The 17,353-nt window shown below is 41.9% G+C and carries 16 protein-coding genes; 5 read left to right on the top strand and 11 right to left on the bottom strand.

The genetic code is table 11. The annotated features are described in order from the left end of the window. The gene (locus BUA59_RS02635; protein ID WP_072838173.1) at positions 1-2,007 is read left to right on the top strand and encodes a TonB-dependent receptor plug domain-containing protein; all 2,007 of its coding nucleotides are present in this window, start codon (positions 1-3) and stop codon (positions 2,005-2,007) included. A 17-nt stretch (positions 2,008-2,024) separates the two neighbouring features. Further along, positions 2,025-2,927: a hypothetical protein gene (locus tag BUA59_RS02630; protein ID WP_245813080.1), complete on the top strand. Its 903-nt coding sequence runs from the start codon at positions 2,025-2,027 to the stop codon at positions 2,925-2,927. A gap of 3 nt (positions 2,928-2,930) precedes the next feature. On the opposite strand, the gene BUA59_RS02625 is transcribed toward BUA59_RS02630, so the two are convergent. Further along, positions 2,931-3,692, bottom strand: coding sequence for an alpha/beta fold hydrolase (locus tag BUA59_RS02625; protein WP_072838172.1), 762 nt, complete (start codon positions 3,690-3,692; stop codon positions 2,931-2,933). 113 nt (positions 3,693-3,805) lie between these two features. Here BUA59_RS02625 and BUA59_RS02620 point away from each other — a divergent pair, with 113 nt between their 5' ends. Further along, complete coding sequence (locus BUA59_RS02620) at positions 3,806-4,411, top strand: CDP-alcohol phosphatidyltransferase family protein (RefSeq protein WP_072838171.1); 606 nt, start codon at positions 3,806-3,808, stop codon at positions 4,409-4,411. A 21-nt stretch (positions 4,412-4,432) separates the two neighbouring features. Here BUA59_RS02620 and yfaE read toward each other — a convergent pair whose 3' ends face one another. The 4 genes from yfaE to BUA59_RS02600 all read right to left on the bottom strand — a co-directional run bounded on the left by yfaE (position 4,433) and on the right by BUA59_RS02600 (position 9,300). After that, on the bottom strand, positions 4,433-4,729 hold the full coding sequence (gene yfaE, locus BUA59_RS02615; protein ID WP_072838170.1) for a class I ribonucleotide reductase maintenance protein YfaE: 297 nt from the start codon (positions 4,727-4,729) through the stop codon (positions 4,433-4,435). Beyond that, entirely contained in the window at positions 4,713-5,846 is a 1,134-nt protein-coding gene (gene nrdB / locus BUA59_RS02610) for a class Ia ribonucleoside-diphosphate reductase subunit beta (RefSeq protein WP_072838169.1), read from the bottom strand. Before nrdB ends, yfaE begins: the two co-directional genes overlap by 17 nt. Before the next feature lie 165 nt (positions 5,847-6,011). After that, positions 6,012-8,276 carry a class 1a ribonucleoside-diphosphate reductase subunit alpha gene (gene nrdA, locus BUA59_RS02605; RefSeq protein ID WP_072838168.1) on the bottom strand — a complete coding sequence of 755 codons (2,265 nt, stop codon included), beginning with the start codon at positions 8,274-8,276 and terminating at the stop codon, positions 6,012-6,014. 298 nt (positions 8,277-8,574) lie between these two features. After that, positions 8,575-9,300 carry a heparan-alpha-glucosaminide N-acetyltransferase gene (locus BUA59_RS02600; protein ID WP_072838412.1) on the bottom strand — a complete coding sequence of 242 codons (726 nt, stop codon included), beginning with the start codon at positions 9,298-9,300 and terminating at the stop codon, positions 8,575-8,577. A 23-nt stretch (positions 9,301-9,323) separates the two neighbouring features. On the opposite strand from BUA59_RS02600, the gene BUA59_RS02595 reads away from it, so the two are divergent. After that, on the top strand, positions 9,324-9,881 hold the full coding sequence (locus BUA59_RS02595) for an alpha-ketoglutarate-dependent dioxygenase AlkB family protein (RefSeq protein ID WP_072838167.1): 558 nt from the start codon (positions 9,324-9,326) through the stop codon (positions 9,879-9,881). Positions 9,882-9,925: 44 nt separating this feature from the next. Here the strand turns inward: BUA59_RS02595 and pdxH are convergent, their stop codons facing one another. Genes pdxH through BUA59_RS02575 form a run of 4 tightly spaced genes read right to left on the bottom strand, consistent with a single transcriptional unit; the run spans position 9,926 to position 13,900 of the window. Next, the gene (pdxH, locus tag BUA59_RS02590; RefSeq protein ID WP_072838166.1) at positions 9,926-10,567 is read right to left on the bottom strand and encodes a pyridoxamine 5'-phosphate oxidase; all 642 of its coding nucleotides are present in this window, start codon (positions 10,565-10,567) and stop codon (positions 9,926-9,928) included. Between the two features lie 2 nt (positions 10,568-10,569). Continuing rightward, positions 10,570-11,202, bottom strand: a complete 633-nt coding sequence (gene coq7, locus BUA59_RS02585; protein WP_072838411.1) for a 2-polyprenyl-3-methyl-6-methoxy-1,4-benzoquinone monooxygenase — start codon at positions 11,200-11,202, stop codon at positions 10,570-10,572. Positions 11,203-11,216: 14 nt separating this feature from the next. Further along, positions 11,217-11,558: a histidine triad nucleotide-binding protein gene (locus BUA59_RS02580; protein WP_072838165.1), complete on the bottom strand. Its 342-nt coding sequence runs from the start codon at positions 11,556-11,558 to the stop codon at positions 11,217-11,219. A gap of 44 nt (positions 11,559-11,602) precedes the next feature. Continuing rightward, positions 11,603-13,900, bottom strand: a complete 2,298-nt coding sequence (locus tag BUA59_RS02575) for a sensor histidine kinase (protein ID WP_072838164.1) — start codon at positions 13,898-13,900, stop codon at positions 11,603-11,605. A gap of 58 nt (positions 13,901-13,958) precedes the next feature. On the opposite strand from BUA59_RS02575, the gene BUA59_RS02570 reads away from it, so the two are divergent. After that, positions 13,959-14,216, top strand: a complete 258-nt coding sequence (locus BUA59_RS02570; protein WP_072838163.1) for a hypothetical protein — start codon at positions 13,959-13,961, stop codon at positions 14,214-14,216. A gap of 90 nt (positions 14,217-14,306) precedes the next feature. Here the strand turns inward: BUA59_RS02570 and purD are convergent, their stop codons facing one another. Continuing rightward, the gene (gene purD / locus BUA59_RS02565; RefSeq protein ID WP_072838162.1) at positions 14,307-15,593 is read right to left on the bottom strand and encodes a phosphoribosylamine--glycine ligase; all 1,287 of its coding nucleotides are present in this window, start codon (positions 15,591-15,593) and stop codon (positions 14,307-14,309) included. Positions 15,594-15,705: 112 nt separating this feature from the next. Continuing rightward, positions 15,706-17,283 carry a bifunctional phosphoribosylaminoimidazolecarboxamide formyltransferase/IMP cyclohydrolase gene (gene purH, locus BUA59_RS02560; RefSeq protein ID WP_072838410.1) on the bottom strand — a complete coding sequence of 526 codons (1,578 nt, stop codon included), beginning with the start codon at positions 17,281-17,283 and terminating at the stop codon, positions 15,706-15,708. Between the last annotated feature and the right edge of the window lie 70 nt (positions 17,284-17,353).

The raw sequence follows: 17,353 nt of genomic DNA, 5'->3' as shown, positions 1-17,353 counted from the left end.
ATGATAACTCGTTTTTTGTGCGTTAGTTTTTATCTGTTTTTTAGTTTCAATGCTTGGGCTGAAATGGAAGATTTGTCTTCTGCTAGAGGAGATTTTTCTGATCTAGGTTCGTATGATGGCTTTTTCGATCATATTTCTGTGGTTGTTACGCCGTCTAAAATGCCTCAGCCTAGAGTCGACGTGTCTTCTACGTTATCTGTATTAGACGGTGAATTTATCCGACGTATTAATATGCAATATGTGGAAGATCTTTTGCAGTTTGTACCCGGCTTTTCAGTTGCACCTTATAAGTCATCCAGCCAAAAAGAGTCCTCTTATCACGGTACTCAGTTGGATCAATATCGCCGTATTCAGGTGTTGGTTAATGGTCGTTCTGTTTACAGTGTAGGGTTGGCGCGAGTTGAATGGGCAACGTTACCATTAAGTATTGAAGACGTAGCTCGTGTGGAGGTTAACCGAGGACCGAATGCCGCAAGCTATGGTATTAATTCGTTTTTTGCTGTGGTGAATATTATTACCAGATCTCCTTTAGAAACGTTGGGCGACAGTATTAGCGCTTATTCAGGGTCGAATGGTGATTATCGATTATATGGGCAGCACAGTGGTTTAAATGGTGATTGGAGCTATCGAGCATCGGCCTCTACAAATAATGTAAGTGGCTTTGATAAAAATGCTGATGGATATGAACGTCATGATGGGCATCGAACCCAAATGGGCAATGTGCTTATTCAAAAGGAGACTGCAAGCAGCGCCTTTAATCTAGATATGGGGGCCAATAGCCTTAAAGATAAGATTGATCCGGTGGAATATGACACAGGTTCTTATGATATTAATAAGCCAATGCGCTTGATTGATCGTGAACATATTAAGTTAAGCTATAGCAAACAAGTGTCACCGAGTCATGAGGTGAAAATACAGTATTATTATGATCAATCTGATCTGAATGAATATCATGAAGCTATACTTAGCTCTGGATTTTATAACGCGTTATTTGGTGGTTCTAGTACTGTTCCAGTGTATGAGTCCACAATTGTTGATCTACTGGAAACTCGTCAAGATATTGAGCTACAAAGCACATGGGAAGCATCCAATAGACTGCGTTTGATTTCAGCTGTGGGCTATCGTTGGGATGAAGCGGATTCTGAGCATTATTTATCAGGAAAAGCGAGCGATGAGGTGTTTCGCCTTTCTTCTAACATAGAGTACAGAGCTAGCGAGAGTTGGATAATAAATGCTGGGGCTATGTTTGAGCGCAGTCAAATGGGAGGGGCGTTTTTATCGCCTAAATTCGGTATGACTTATAAGTTATCCGAGCAAGAGTCTATGCGATTTAATATATCCAAAGCGGTAAGAACACCTGATTTATCAGATCAATATTTTAAGTGGCATTATGTTTTAGCTAATGGGGATAGCTCTCCAACCTCGTATGCGGTGAATGGAGAAAAAGAGGAAAAAATTACTTCTTATGAAGTGGGCTACTATCATTATTGGCCGAGTCGCGGTTTATCGTTTGATATAAAGTTTTATCATGATGAAGTTAAGGACATGGTCTTAAGTCAGAAAAAATTCACATCCTATACTGGAGATGCTCAAGTCGAAGAGGGCATAACAGAAGATGTTGATATCAATGGAATTGAGCTAGAACTTGATTGGCGCTTTCGTTCTGGTGCTATTACTCGTTTCACCTATGCTTATCAAGATACTCAAACAGACAACGCAACTCTTCTGAAGGCTACAACACCTGTTATGGTCTCTTTCTTTGGTAGCTTGCCACTAACAGATCGCTGGGCTATTCAAAGCTATTACTGGTATGGAAAAGAGTTAGGCGGTAAAGATTATGAATTACTTAATACATGGTTGTCATACGAATTGACCTTCGGAGGGTACTCTAAGGCTACAATGGGAGCTGGTGTGGAAACGCGTTTAGATGATAACTCACTTGTTTCGAAACATAATAATTTGACGGAAAATACGTTTGCTTATGTTTTCACCAACATCACTTTCTAATGTGGATAAATAGAAACGTGAAAAGGATTTTTATTTTTATTATTTTGTCGCTGACATCCATAAATGTGTCTGCGGCTATTTATGTTGTCCATGATATAGAAGAGAGTTCAGCACGCTCTTTGGCATTCCAGCTTTCTAAATTATTGCCAGCCAATACGCAATTGATCCCAGTGCGTCGTTCTTTGTTTATACAAAACGCTTCTTTTTTGAAAAGCGAAGATGTGACGGTTGCAATTGGTTCTGAAAGCTTTCGTCAGGTGTGTTCATCGGTCTCGGAAGGGGCTGTTATGGCTATTTTCATTGGTAAAGAAGAGTATCTTAAAGCACGGTCGCAGTGTGGGCTTCCTAATAGTGCTGTGTTTTCTGGGGCGCCTTTGGATAAGCGCTTGGCCTTGCTTGAGGCTATTTGGTTTGATCGTAAACCTCTGGCTGTACTTTATAGTGATAATCTTTTGATCGATGTGCAAAATATGCAGGAACAGGCCGCGCAGCATGGCTTTGAGTTTCAGTTTATTAAAACAGAGGTGGACCGACTGTCTGTGTTGAAGTCGGTTAATTTCGTCTTAGATGGCTCAGCTGTGGTTTTTTCATTAGTTGATACTGAGCTATATAAAAATGGTATAGCACAGGACATACTGAAATTACTATTTCATAAACAACGGGTGATGATAGGACCTTCTTTTGCTTTTGTTCGAGCAGGTTCATTGTTTGCAATTTATTCTGATACTGATACGAAACTAGATATTTTGGCTAATCATATCAGCATGTGGCAAACAAAAGGGGTACTGCTGGACGCTGTGTACCCCGATAAGCTGAGAGTGAGTTTTAACCCCTATCTGATTAAATCACACGGTGTCGTGTTGCCGTCTCCGTCTTACTTGAAAGATAAGTATGGTCTTTGCTCCGAAACTGGGTGTTAGTGGTTACTGTAGAAAGCGTTTCACTAGACTGGTAAAGGGTAATGGTTTTTCAGCATGTAACCAATGACCAGCACCAGATATTATCTTAAAGCTGGCGTTTGGAAAGAATGCCAAAATAGCTTCCTGATACTCTGCCAAGATATAGTCTGAGTTTTCACCTTTGATAAATAGCGTTGGAATACTTACCGCACTTTTAATCACTGGTTTTTTCAGGATAGTAGAATAGCTATCGGCTATATTGTTCACAGAGAGCTCTAGTTTGAAGCCTTCTTTGCTTCTTGCTAGGTTTTTCAATAAGAATTGTCTGACGGCCAAGTTTGACTCGTATTTACTTAATAGCGCGTCTGCTTCTTTTCTTGAAGAGGGTAGTGATTCATCAATCGCCTTTAAGCCTTCTAAGATTCGAGTATGGCTAGGCTGGTAATCGACTGGAGCAATGTCGACGACAATAAGTTTTTCAATTTGTCCCGCTGTTGCCATTGCCGCCATTTGCATGGCGACTTTCCCACCCATAGAGTGACCGAGTAGGTAGAAAGAGTCGATTTTATTGAGCTCAGCCCAGTTAAGTATAGCTTCTGCCATTTTTGGGTAGCTGGCGTCTGGCATGCCGTCTGATTTACCATGGTTCGGAAGATCGATGCAGTAAACAGTGAAGTGCTCAGCTAAAGATTGTGCAATTGAATGCCAGTTGTCAGCATTGCCAAATAAACCGTGTATGACAATAAGATTTGGGCCTGATGAGCCATATTGTTTTGCGTGTATCATAAAAACCTTATTATTCTGCTAAGTAGATGAATGGTATTAGTTAACACTAGTATGCTTACATTGTATCAAGTCTTGGAATATTTCGTCCCTATAGAATCAAGGTAGTTGTTTGAATGTTAGATACATTTTTTATTAAAGCCCTCAAGCACCCGTTGCGTTTAACGGCTTTAGTGATTGATAAGTTAGGAGTAAAAGCCAATTGGATTACCTTGCTTGGTTTTTTGATTGGCATGATGGTATTGCCGGCTTTGTACTTTGGAAACACCTCTTTAGCGTTGGTGTTGGTGATTATAAACAGGGTGATGGATGGCTTAGATGGCGCGGTGGCTAGGATACAAGGCCCCACGGATTTGGGGGGGTATTTAGATATCACCTTAGATTTCATTTTTTATTCGGCGGTGATTTTCGGTTTTGCCTTGATGAATCCAGTGGACAATGCGTTAGCGGCGAACTTTTTGATTTTTTCTTTTATGGGAACGGGCAGTAGTTTTTTAGCGTTTGCCATTATGGCCGAGAAGCGAAACATTGAACGTTTAGAGTATGGTCGTAAATCTCTGTATTTTTTAGGGGGATTGGCTGAGGGTACAGAAACTATTGTGTTTCTGGTATTGATTTGTTTATTGCCTGACTACTTTGCCGCCATGGCGTATTTGTTTGGTGTGATATGTTGGGTAACGACGACAACTCGAATTTACGCGGGCTACCGTACGTTACGTTAGGCAGTAATTAGTAAACAAAAATTAGTCGAAAAAAGCGATTTCAATGTCGCTTTTGACAATAGCGCAGCATGCTAATAAATAACCGCTTTGCACCCATGCAAGGGGCTCAAATGGGTAAATTACATTTCCCCACAAGAGCTTGATTGAGCAAGAAGAGCAATATCCTTCACGACACTGGTATTCAACGTGAATACCAGCTCGCTCAAGTTGTACTAGCAAGGGCTCATCTTCAGTGACGAGAATTTGTTTTTTCCCTAACAGTACACGATGCACTTGTTCTTTTTTCTCGGGTGCTTTTGGTTTAGAGGTCGAAGTCATCGAAGTCTGAATCATCTAAGCTATTGTCAGTTTGACCCACTAGGTAAGAACTGATTTCTGCCTCTTGTGGGGCAACTTGAACATTGTCACTCACCAACCAAGCATTAATCCAAGGGATTGGGTTATGCTTAGTTGTAAAGCAAGTTTCAAATCCAACGGCTTGCATGCGTACATTGGTAATGTATTCAACATACTGGCCTAAGATTTGAGCATTAAGGCCGATCATTGAGCCGTCTTTGAATAGGTAAGTTGCCCATTCTTTTTCTTGCTCTGCTGCTTCAATGAAAATCTGGCGAACTTCGTCCTGACATTCTGCAGCAATGACGGCCATCTCTGGGTCATCTTTACCGGAAGCCATCAAGTTCAGCATGTGTTGAGTGCCTGTTAAGTGCAGTGCTTCATCACGAGCAATTAATTTGATGATCTTAGCGTTACCTTCCATCAGCGTGCGTTCAGCAAAGGCGAAGCTACAAGCAAAACTCACATAGAAACGAATCGCTTCTAATACGTTGACGGAGGCAATTGTTAGGTAAAGCGCCTTTTTAAGCTTAGGCATAGAAATTTCAATTGGGCCCTTACCTGGAACATCAAAGGTTCCCATACCCATGGTGTTATACAAATTGACCATTTCGATTAGACGGTCATAGTATTTAGAAACACTATCAGCACGTTTAGTGATTTCTTCGTTCGTCACGATATCATCAAAAATCTTGGTCGGATCGTTAACGATGTTACGGATAATGTGCGTGTAAGAGCGGCTGTGAATGGTTTCGCTGAATGACCAAGTTTCGATCCAGGTTTCTAATTCAGGTAGAGAAACGATTGGTAATAATGCAACGTTTGGCGAACGGCCTTGCACGCTGTCGAGCAGGGTTTGATACTTTAGGTTGCTCAAGAAAATATGTTGTTCGTGTTCTTCTAATCTTTGAAAATCTTTACGATCTGTAGAAAGGTCGACTTCTTCCGGGCGCCAAAAGAAAGATAATTGCTTTTCGATTAATTTTTCAAAGATAGGATGCTTTTGCTGATCATAGCGAGCAACGTTGACATTTTCACCAAAGAACATAGGTTCTTTTGTACTATCGAAGTGCTTACGGTTGAAAGTCGAGTAACTCATGTCTCAGGGTATTCCTCAAAAGCGTAAGGCACATTCAATGAGAAGATGCCTTAGTTATTAATAGATTTTAGTATTTCGTTAAAGTGATAAACGTAGCAAAGCCTCATTGTTATGAGGCTTTGCTTGTCAGATCATGCAAAAGATCTTTGTACGATGGCTGACAGGTTAGATCTTGCAAGCACCGCCAGCACAATCATCCATGTCTTCTTGTTTATCATCAGCACCATCACGAGTATTGTGATAATACAGTGTTTTCACACCAAGTTTATAAGCGGTAAGTAGATCTTTCAAAATCACCTTCATAGGTACTTTTTGAGATTCAAATTTCTGTGGATCATAGTTTGTATTGGCAGAGATCGCTTGGTCGACAAATTTCTGCATGATGCCAACTAATTGTAGGTAGCCATCGTTTGATGGAATGGTCCACAACAATTCATAGCTATCTTTTAGGCGTTCAAACTCAGGTACGACTTGCTTCAAAATACCGTCTTTACTTGCTTTAACAGATACGAAACCACGAGGTGGCTCGATGCCGTTAGTCGCGTTACTGATCTGAGAAGAGGTTTCAGATGGCATCAATGCAGTTAGTGTTGAGTTACGTAGACCGTGAGTAACGATCTCAGTACGCAAGGTTTCCCAATCGTAGAACAATTCGTTAGAAACGATGTTATCGATTTCTTTTTTGTAAGAATCGATTGGCAAAATACCTTTAGAGTAAGTCGTTTCGTTGAATGCCAAGCATGGACCAAACTCTTTCGCTAACTTGTTAGAAGCTTTTAGTAGGAAATACTGAATCGCTTCAAATGTTTTGTGAGTTAGTTCGTTTGCACTACCGTCAGAGTATTTAACGCCATTTTTCGCTAAGTAGTACGCGTAGTTAATAACGCCCACACCTAAAGTACGACGCAATTCAGTAGCACGTTGTGCTGCTGGGATTGGGTAATTTTGGTAATCCAACAAACTGTCTAAAGCGCGAACAATAAGCTCTGCTAGCTCTTCTAGCTCATCTAGACTTTCAAGTGCACCTAGGTTGAATGCAGACAAAGTACAAAGGGCAATTTCGCCTTCTTTGTCATCAATGCTATTCAGTGGCTTGGTTGGAAGGGCGATTTCCAAACACAAGTTACTTTGCTTGACTGGAGCAACTTTAGGATCGAATGGGCTGTGAGTATTACAGTGATCCACGTTTTGTAGGTATATACGACCAGTACTTGCACGTTCAGAAGCAAATAGAGTGAATAGTTCCGTTGCTTTAATCGTTTGTTTACGGATAGAAACATCTTGCTCATACATAGTATACAAGCGATCAAATTCTTCTTGGTCAGCAAAGAAAGCATCGTATAGACCTGGTACGTCAGATGGGCTAAACAAAGTGATATTGCCGCCTTTAATCAAGCGTTGGTACATCAGGCGGTTAAACTGTACGCCGTAATCCAAATGACGAACACGGTTTTCTTCTACGCCACGGTTGTTTTTCAGTACCAATAGACTTTCGACCTCTAAGTGCCAAATTGGGTAGAAAACGGTAGCTGCGCCGCCACGAACACCACCTTGAGAACAGCTTTTTACCGCTGTTTGGAAGTGTTTGTAGAATGGAATACAGCCCGTGTGGAAGGCTTCGCCACCACGGATAGGGCTACCTAGAGCACGAATTGCACCGGCGTTTACACCAATACCAGCGCGCTGGCTAACGTATTTAACGATAGCACTTGATGTGGCGTTGATAGAATCTAAAGAGTCACCACATTCAATCAATACGCAGCTACTGAACTGACGAGTAGGTGTGCGAATACCAGACATAATAGGTGTTGGTAATGAAATTTTGAATTTAGATACGGCGTCATAGAAGCGGCGGATTAAGTTTAAACGCTCTTTTTTGTCGTATTCAGCAAATAAACAAGCAGCGACAAGTATGTAGATAAACTGAGGGCTTTCGTATATTGCACCAGTTACTCGGTTTTGTACCAAGTACTTACCTTCAAGCTGTTTCACCGCAGCATAAGAAAAATCCATATCACGAGAGTGGTCAATGAATGTATTTAGCTCGTTAAAATCTTCTTCTGTGTACTTTTCTAGCAACTGTGCATCATAACGCTTTTGCTCAACAAGACTTTTTACGTGTTTGTAAAGGTGTGGTGGCTCGAAATCACCAAAGGCTTTTTTACGTAGGTGAAAGATAGCTAAACGAGCTGCTAGATATTGATAGTCTGGAGTGCTTTCGGAGATTAAATCGGCAGCAGACTTAATAAGTGTTTCGTGGATGTCTGTAGTACGAATACCCTCAAAGAACTGAATTCGTGCTTTTAGCTCTACTTGGGAAACAGAAACATTGTCTAACCCTTCGGCAGCCCATGCGATGACTTTATGAATCTTTTCTAGGTTGATGTTTTCTGTCGTCCCGTTACGTTTAGTAACTGTGAGAGTGCTCATTCAATGACTTCCCATTAGCGCAATATAAAAAAGGATATTTACTCTATGTAGTGTGTATTTTTTAGCTAACACACTATATGTAGTGTTTCGTTGTTAATCTGTAGCGAACAATAGTGCTCATTTAGGTGAAAATCAAGGCTTGAAAAAAACTCTAAAATGATAATTGAATAATAGCTAAGTGGTCACTTACTTTACTTGCCTGAAAAAGCGTAAAGTTAGCAATTGGCAATACCATAAGGGCTATTTTTATCTATTTTTTGCTGAAAAAAACTCACCTGCCTGAACGCACGAAAAGTGATCAAGAAATGAGGGTAAGCACCATTTTGAACGCCGCAACCAGTGCAAATAAAATCACTTGGTGGGTAAGGTATATTGGTAGTGCATAACGTCCCATAAATGCCAAAATATGTATTATTGGGTTGTTTGGTATGGGGCACTTATGCCAATTTAGGTATCCAAGAAGAGGGCCAACTAAAACAACACCAATCCATGGGAATGGAAACACGATATCCAAGGTTCTTTGTGGTAGAGCTATGTAGGAAGTGATGGTCGAGAAGGCGTTAGGGAAGTGTAGCCAGTTAGTTGTGTGATAGATGATTATAATTATGGCACCGAATAGTGCTGAAAGAATTGGCCATTGCGCAATGGGTCTAGTGATCAACGATGCGATAAAGATAAAATGCAAAATACCAAAATATATCCACTGGTCAGGGACAGCAAGATAGGTAGCTAACGAAATAGCAGCGGCGGAAATAAATAGTTTTATATCACGTTTCCAAAACGACTGGCTGCTAGCCCTTCCTAATGCTAGATATGTTGACCAGCCAATTGCAGATAGAAACAACGTTAAAATTAGGCTGCGAAAATAGACCCAAAAAGGATCGTAAATGGAAAACTCCATAAAGCCAAAATTCCGCAAATCCCAACAGAAATGGAATATCATCATCAGTAGCACGGCGGCACCGCGATAAACGTCTAAAAATGCACTGCGTTTGGTGGGTTCGAAAACGGAAGAGGTTTGCATTGAAATCCAAGGTGAATAATTAAATGGAAGCCCGGCCATCATACCGATACTCAATTTCCAGCTCAAGCTTGCAGCAGCTTATGCCACAGCTTAAGTTGAATTTACTGTGGGAAAGAGAAAATTTGCTTATGTTTGGCCGCGATATATCGGTGCCAAGAAAAGTTGCGTTTATTGCGGATTTTGGTATTTGTTATCGCTATTCAGGTAAAGATCATCATGGTGCTGGTTGGCCTGATTGGCTATTGCCTATCAAAGAAGAGGCAGAACACCTTGCAGAGCAGCCTTTTAATGCGGTGTTATTGAATTGGTACCAAGATGGTGATGAATATATGGGCTGGCATGCCGATGATGAAAAATCATTAGGGCCTGCGCCAGTCGTTGCTATGTTAAGCCTCGGAGCGAGTCGGCCGTTTCTATTTCGCCTTAAAGCGAATCATCAAATTAAACACAGTGTGGAATTAGAAGACGCAAGCTGGTTGGTTATGTCTGCTTCAACGCAAGTATTGTGGCAGCATTCTTTACCAGTAAGAAAGCGAATCAAAGAGGAGCGAATAAGCTTAACGTTTCGCCTCCTGCTTTGATCCTTATCTACTTACTTTAATACTTCTTTGGTGGTGTCTAATAATTAAGGCGCTTTGCGTGTTCTTAGCCAATCGTTGTCTTTGAGTGTGTAGCAAATGCGATCATGAAGTCGGCTTGGTCGTCCTTGCCAGAATTCAATGAAACTAGGCTTTAGTACATAGCCACCCCAGTTTTCTGGGCAAGGTACTTCTAAGTCATTAAACGCTTGTTCTTCTGCGTTAAAGGCTTTTTGCAGTGCATCACGGCTAGCAATTACAGTACTTTGCTTTGATGTTCTTGCTGCGAGCTGGCTACCGCGTGGGCGAGTTGCAAAATACGTCTCTGAAGTTGTGCGGGAAACTTTCTCTATAGTGCCCTCTACACGAACTTGACGAGACAGCGCAGGCCAAAAGAAGGTCATGCTAGCTTTATTGTTTTGCGCGAGCTGCTGGCCTTTCTCACTGTCATAGTTTGTGAAAAATGAAAATCCAGCGTCGTTACGTTGTTTCAATAGCACCACGCGTGAATGAGGCCAACCATCTAGTCCAATAGTGCTTAATACCATTGCTGTTGGATCATCGGGGCAAGATTCGATAGCCTTTTCGAGCCAATTGTCAAATAAAGCAAGTGGGTTGTTACCAGCCTGTTCTTCCAAAAGATCGTCGAATTGGTAGTCACGACGAATAGAATGAAGATCTCTGTTCATGATTAAATCCGGTAAGTAGTTGTGGTCATGACTTTGGATACTTGTGTCATGATGGCCATAATGGGTTGTGGAAACTCGTATCCGCCTGCTTCTAACGCCATTGCTTTGTGTCTGGCTTCGTCTATGTGCATTTGCGTTAATACAGCTTTGCTTTTTGCATCTTGCATTGGCAGGGTCGCCATGTGTTTTTGAAGATGAATGCAAACCTGATCTTCTGTTGCTGCAACAAAGCCTAAGCTTAATTTATCACTAATAAGACCAGCTCCAGCTCCTATCATAAATGACGCACCATAAAATAATGGGTTCAAAATGCTCGGCTTGCTGCCTAGGTCATAAAGACGCTGTTCGCACCAGACTAGATGATCTATTTCTTCGTCTGCGGCATGCTCCATTTCTTGGCGAACTGTAGCTAGTTTTGCAGTAGTAGCTTGGCCCGCGTAAAGGGCTTGTGCGCATACCTCTCCAGTATGGTTAATACGCATTAGGCCTGATGAATGCTTACGCTCGCTTTGATCCAATTCTGCTTCTTCTAGTTTATCAGCAGGGGAAGGTCGATTTGCTTTCGCTGCGTGAGGGACAAGCGTTTGTAAAGCGCGGTCAAACTGTAATACGGCTTTATCTAGAAAAGAGATCATCATATTTCCTCTTGTTAACCTGGAGGCCATGTCATCGCGCGGCCACCCAATACATGCATATGAATGTGGTAAACGGTTTGCCCACCCATTTCGTTGCAGTTCATCACGACTCGATAGCCTGCGTCGCTGATGCCTTTCTGTTTTGCTATTTTCGCTGCGGTAATTTGTAGTTTACCAACCACTGGAGCATCTTCATCTGTAAGGTCATTCAACGTACTAATGTGACGCTTCGGGATGACAAGAAAATGGGTTGGTGCTTTAGGCATAATATCTTCAAAAGCAATAACGTCATCGTCTTCAAATAAAATGTTTGCCGGAATGTCACCCTTTACTATCTTGCAAAATAAACAGTCCATATCATCTCCTTTCGTTTGTATTATTCAAGGTTAGTGGTTTTGCTTCAAGGCGTTTTGCGCAAAGGGTTGATCCGAGACAAAGATGTGTTCTTTAGTCTGTCCCCTTTTTGTATAAGGCGCGATATCCTTTGCTCTAGATGGTTTTCTAACTCAGAGCAGGCTAGTAATTCATCAAATCCCAGCTTTTTTGCATAATCTAGCGACATTTTAACATTGTTGCTGATGAGTAAGCACTGATCTTCATGCCGCATTAAAGGAAGTAATCTTTGCTGTGTAATGTGAGGAATGTGCCCGCCGTTATCAAATACTAAAATAACAGAGCCTGATTCTCTTTTTGCAGGCAGCTCTAAATAATCCAATAAACTTTCTAGAGTGGTGAAGTGCTCTATTTTATTGGTATGACTTTGCAAGATCGTTAGTGCTTTTTGTAGATCGCTGTCTTCTTGGCCAAATAATATGATGTCAAAGTGATGTTGTTGGCTGATATCGTTATTTAAAGGGCGTATGTGCGCGCGTATAGGGAGCTGGATGTTAACGCTTCGCATATGAGCATTTTCAGATGTTTGTATCTCACCTTCTAAGTGTTGGGTGAGAAGTGATATGTAATGCATTCCAAGATCAAAACTGGTTGCAGTAGTGCGAACTTGTGTCGGCAGCGGAAAGCAGCTGAGCTCTAGTAAAGTTACACCTTCTCTGTTTATTTCATGGCGGGTAATGTTGATGGTTAATATTTGATCTGTGAAGTGCTTGAATTCTTGCGCTAGGCTTTCTATAAGGTGCTGCAAAATAGATGCATTCTGTAAGATTTCAACTTGATCTGTCTTGTAAGTATTCAGCTCAATCTGCGTGTTATCTTGATCTAAGCGTTGAACGTTATTGTAAGCATTATCTATTAACTGATTAAGTGATAGCGGGTACGGCTGATCTGGTGGCGTATGTTCTTTAATATCACTAATTAGGTCAATTCGCTCAATCAGATTTTTTAGGTTGTTGTTGGCAGTCAGGCTGCTGGTTAAAAACAGCTTGGTATCATTTGATGTAGCAGCTTGTTCAAGGTGAGAGAGTGTACCTCCAAGAATATTGATTTGACGGCGAAGCCTGTTGGAAATGTCGGATAAAAGGTCTGTTATTTCTGTTTGAGCTTGTTTGCTCTTTTTCGAATGCCTTTGTAGTAGTGGCGTTGTTTGCGCAATCATACCAGTGAAATGAATCATTGCTTCGATGATTATAGTGATGGTTAACCCCCACTCAAACAATAACGCGCTTGGAATAACGCCATAGGCTGACATAAGCCAAGCAAAGTGGCCGCAAAGTAATGTTAGTCGAGCAACCAGGTAGTACCCAGAAAACGGTATATTTTTCATAAAGGCGATGACAGCATGCACAGTTAATATAATAAGAGTGCCAACCACTATGAAAGAAAGAGCCGCTATGTTTATTTTTTCTGGTGAAACGGTGAAAATGATGGCAAATAACGCGTTAATAGAACCGACTGCGATTAATAGCTTGTCTAATTTAGGCAGATGTTCTTTGGTATCAAGATAGAGGCGGGAGAAAAATACAATGGCGCATAAACAAGATAATGCGGCTAGATTGTATATTCGTTCTTGAATATTGATCTGGTTTGGAAACAGCTGAGAAATCTGATCGTGAAGTGCGAGATGTAGAACTGCTATGCCAATGAGCAAGATGCAGTAGATTAAATACATAGGGTGTGTTGTTTTGACAAAAAAGAAGGCATTACAAACCAGTAGAGCCAACAATATGCCAATGAGAACCCCGGTGAAAGTTAGGCTTTTTTGAGTGTCTTGGCTTAGTTGAGAAAGGGTTTTAAGCTCGATTTGTGCATTAATTGGTAAGTGAGATGATAGCTTAATGTATAAGGTGAACACGGGGGGCGAGTTGGCTGGAATTGAAAAAATATAGTTTGGTGCTTTGATTTCTTTGTTGTTATAAGGGCGCGCACCACCGAGCTCTGCCTGGATCTGATTTTCGTATAAATTAGGTAGGTAGATGTCTAGATATTGTAGTCTAGGCGAATCTATTTCTAGTAAAATAGGCGTACTGTTGGTAGTTCGTATTGCTACATCGGTGCGAATCCATATGTTGCCTTTTACCAATCCCAATTGTAAGTATTCACGGTTAATTGGACGAAATCTCTTTGCATATTCGTCAGACGCAATAGTGCTAAATGGGAGGGCTTGATCTTCATCGATAAAATAAGAGCCGCTTTTGCTAATATTGAACGTACTATTCGTATCATCAATGATGGCAATAGTGTTTGTGCTCCACGCGGTGTTGGAGATGCTAAGTAAAAACAGTAAAATAAATCGATAAAGCAAAACGCTAGCCTAATTATATTGTATAAAGGCTATCATTATTAACTAGATAGGGGATCAAATGCTATATCCAATTTTGGTGGAGTATTATGTTTGGTTTAGCATACTCTTGTTGGGTGTAACTTGGTTTGCTAGGCAAGCAAAACCGACAACCCGAACTAATCTAATGTACGGCTATGGAATGATTGCAGCGCTAGGTTTTGTGCTTGGTTTAGATTGGGTCGCTGGCATTATTTTTGGTTTATTGGTGCTGGAAGTAGGGCGCTTGTTTAAGGCTTGGTTAGACAAAAAAGAGTCTCAGCTGAAAAATAAGTCATAAGTCTGGATCAATTTTAATATGTGAAAAAGGCCTCAATTGAGGCCTTTTTTGTTAATAAATAACGTATTTACACTTTAAGTTGAATGCAGATTACTTTTGCTCACGAGCAATTGCACGATGGCCGATGTCGGTGCGGAAATAAACTTTGTCCCAAGACAATGTCTTAACCACATCGTAAGCAGACGCTTGTGCTTCTGCAACCGTATCGCCAAGAGCAACGGCACAAAGAACACGGCCGCCATTGGTAACCACCTGGCCATCTTTTAATGTTGTGCCAGCTTGAAATACTTTCTGGCCTGCAGGAAGTACTGTGTCCAAACCAGAAATTACATCGCCTTTAGGATAATCGGCAGGGTAGCCGCCAGCAGCAAGAACCACGCCTAAGCTTGCGCGAGGATCCCAATCAGCTTCGATTGTATCTAGCTTGCCATTGATCGCAGCCAAACACATTTGTGCCAAATCAGAACGCAAGCGCATCATGATTGGTTGTGTTTCTGGATCACCAAAACGGCAGTTGTATTCGAGCGTTTTTGGTGTGCCATCTGGTGCGATCATCACGCCAGCGTATAAGAAACCGCGGTAGCGATTACCTTCAGCGTTCATGCCTTTGACCGTTGGCATGATGACTTCGTTCATGATGCGATCATGGATTTCTGGTGTAACAACAGGTGCTGGAGAGTAAGCGCCCATGCCGCCAGTGTTAGGGCCTTTGTCACCATTATCACGTGCTTTGTGGTCTTGGCTTGTCGCCATTGGTAAAACGGTCTCGCCATCAACCATGCAGATGAAGCTAGCTTCTTCGCCAACCAAGAATTCTTCGATAACAACACGACTACCTGCATCACCAAAAGCGTTGCCTTGCAGCATGTCTTCAACAGCTTCAATAGCTTCGGCTTCTGTTTGCGCCAAAATAACGCCTTTGCCTGCTGCTAAGCCGTCGGCTTTAACAACGATTGGAGCACCATGCTGCTTGATGTAAGCAATAGCAGGTTCGATCTCGGTGAAGTTACCGTAAGCCGCAGTTGGGATATTGTGGCGAGCTAAGAAGTCTTTAGTGAAGGCTTTAGAGCCTTCTAGTTGTGCTGCTGCCGCCGTTGGGCCGAAGATAGCCAAGCCTTCTTTTTCAAACGCGTCTACTACACCAATAACCAATGGCGCTTCTGGACCAACAATTGTTAGGTCGATGTTTTCTTTTTTTGCAAAAGCAACAAGATCTGCAATATCAGTGACGCCAATGTTAACGTTTTCGACTTTGTTTTCTGTTGCTGAGCCTGCGTTGCCTGGAGCAACGAAAACTTTTTCGACATGGCTAGATTCTGCGGTTTTCCATGCTAGAGCATGTTCACGTCCGCCGTTACCAATAATAAGAACTTTCATTATCTAATCCTTTGTATTGCGAGCCAGAGACCGAAGTCTCTGGCGACTAACTAAAAAGTTTTGATGTATTAATGGATGCTTCCATTAATTGCAGCTTCTTAATGACGCGTTCTTAATGACGGAAGTGACGCATGCCAGTGAAGACCATTGCCATGCCTGCTTCGTCAGCAGCAGCGATGACTTCTTCGTCACGCATAGAACCGCCAGGTTGGATAACAGCCGTAATACCAGCTTGTGCTGCAGCATCGATACCATCACGGAATGGGAAAAATGCATCAGATGCCATAACAGAGCCAACTACTTCCAAGTTCTCATCAGCTGCTTTAATACCTGCGATTTTAGCGCTGTAAACACGGCTCATCTGGCCTGCACCTACACCAATAGTTTGTTCCGCTTTTGCATAAACAATCGCATTGGATTTAACAAATTTAGCCACTTTCCAAGCAAACAATAGGTCTTTTAGTTCTTCTTCGCTAGGTTGGCGTTTAGAGACGATTTTAAGATCGTCTAAAGTAATCACACCATCGTCACGGTCTTGAATCAATAAGCCGCCGTTAACACGCTTGTAATCTAGTGCTGCTGGCTTGTCTTTTGACCATTGTCCGCATTCAAGTACTCGAACATTCTGCTTCGCAGCAACGATATCGGCGGCTTCTTTGCTTACGCTTGGTGCAATGATAACTTCAACGAATTGACGATCAACAATCGCTTGAGCTGTTTTAGCATCTAGCTCTTGGTTAAAAGCAATGATGCCGCCAAATGCAGACGTTGGGTCTGTTTGGAAAGCAAGATCGTAGGCTTCAAATTGGGACGCTGCTGTTGCTACGCCACAAGGGTTAGCGTGTTTAACGATAACGCATGCTGGTTTATCGAAGCTTTTTACGCACTCAAGAGCCGCATCGGTGTCTGCGATGTTGTTATAAGACAGTGCCTTACCTTGGATTTGTTTAGCAGTGCTGATGGAAGCTTCTTTAGGATTTGCTTCAACATAGAAAGCGGCTTTCTGGTGTGGATTCTCACCGTAGCGCATTTCTTCTTTTTTGTGGAATTGTAGGTTGAAGGTACGAGCGAAGTCTTCGCTGCCGCCTTCTACTTTTTTACCTAGGAAGTTAGCAATAGCGCCATCGTAGTGAGAAGTATGTTCGAATGCTTTAACAGCAAGGTCGAAACGCTGTTCGAAAGTCAAACCACCATCTGCTTTAATAGATGCCAAGATGTCTTCGTAGTTAGAAGGGGAAACTACGATAGCAACGTCTTTATGGTTTTTCGCTGCAGAGCGAACCATAGTTGGTCCACCGATGTCGATATTTTCGATCGCCATTGGTAAATCGCAATCAGGACGTTCGATGGTCGCTTCGAATGGGTAAAGGTTTACAACCACCATATCGATTTCTTCGATACCGTGTTCTTTCATGATGGCGCCATCGATGTCACGACGACCAAGAATGCCACCGTGCACTTTTGGGTGTAGAGTTTTTACGCGGCCATCCATCATTTCTGGAAAGCCTGTGTAGTCAGAAACTTCAGTTGCTTTAACGTTGCTGTCCAATAAAAGACGGTAAGTACCACCAGTTGAAAGAATTTCAACACCTTGAGCGGTCAGTTCGCGTGCGAATTCGACAATGCCTGTTTTGTCGGAAACACTGATTAACGCTCGTTTGATTGGAGTTACTGTATTTTGATTTGCCATCATGGTTCTCGCAATTAATTTAACACTAAATAAACAAGGGGAAGGTAAGACGAAAAAAAGGGCGAATTCG

Source organism: Marinomonas polaris DSM 16579 (assembly GCF_900129155.1).
In the GTDB taxonomy this organism is placed as follows: Bacteria; Pseudomonadota; Gammaproteobacteria; order Pseudomonadales; family Marinomonadaceae; genus Marinomonas; species Marinomonas polaris.
Note: the sequence above shows the minus strand (reverse complement) of the source record. Positions and strands in the feature narration are given on the sequence as shown.

What these genes read in the sequence shown, in the direction of transcription:
- BUA59_RS02635 (WP_072838173.1), top strand. Translation starts at nt 1, where the DNA reads ATGATAACTCGTTTTTTGTGCGTTAGTTTTTATCTGTTTTTTAGTTTC.
- BUA59_RS02625 (WP_072838172.1), bottom strand. Translation starts at nt 3,692, where the DNA reads ATGATACACGCAAAACAATATGGCTCATCAGGCCCAAATCTTATTGTC.
- BUA59_RS02620 (WP_072838171.1), top strand. Translation starts at nt 3,806, where the DNA reads ATGTTAGATACATTTTTTATTAAAGCCCTCAAGCACCCGTTGCGTTTA.
- yfaE (WP_072838170.1), bottom strand. Translation starts at nt 4,729, where the DNA reads ATGACTTCGACCTCTAAACCAAAAGCACCCGAGAAAAAAGAACAAGTG.
- nrdB (WP_072838169.1), bottom strand. Translation starts at nt 5,846, where the DNA reads ATGAGTTACTCGACTTTCAACCGTAAGCACTTCGATAGTACAAAAGAA.
- nrdA (WP_072838168.1), bottom strand. Translation starts at nt 8,276, where the DNA reads ATGAGCACTCTCACAGTTACTAAACGTAACGGGACGACAGAAAACATC.
- BUA59_RS02600 (WP_072838412.1), bottom strand. Translation starts at nt 9,300, where the DNA reads ATGCAAACCTCTTCCGTTTTCGAACCCACCAAACGCAGTGCATTTTTA.
- BUA59_RS02595 (WP_072838167.1), top strand. Translation starts at nt 9,324, where the DNA reads ATGGAAGCCCGGCCATCATACCGATACTCAATTTCCAGCTCAAGCTTG.
- pdxH (WP_072838166.1), bottom strand. Translation starts at nt 10,567, where the DNA reads ATGAACAGAGATCTTCATTCTATTCGTCGTGACTACCAATTCGACGAT.
- coq7 (WP_072838411.1), bottom strand. Translation starts at nt 11,202, where the DNA reads ATGATCTCTTTTCTAGATAAAGCCGTATTACAGTTTGACCGCGCTTTA.
- BUA59_RS02580 (WP_072838165.1), bottom strand. Translation starts at nt 11,558, where the DNA reads ATGGACTGTTTATTTTGCAAGATAGTAAAGGGTGACATTCCGGCAAAC.
- BUA59_RS02570 (WP_072838163.1), top strand. Translation starts at nt 13,959, where the DNA reads ATGCTATATCCAATTTTGGTGGAGTATTATGTTTGGTTTAGCATACTC.
- purD (WP_072838162.1), bottom strand. Translation starts at nt 15,593, where the DNA reads ATGAAAGTTCTTATTATTGGTAACGGCGGACGTGAACATGCTCTAGCA.
- purH (WP_072838410.1), bottom strand. Translation starts at nt 17,283, where the DNA reads ATGGCAAATCAAAATACAGTAACTCCAATCAAACGAGCGTTAATCAGT.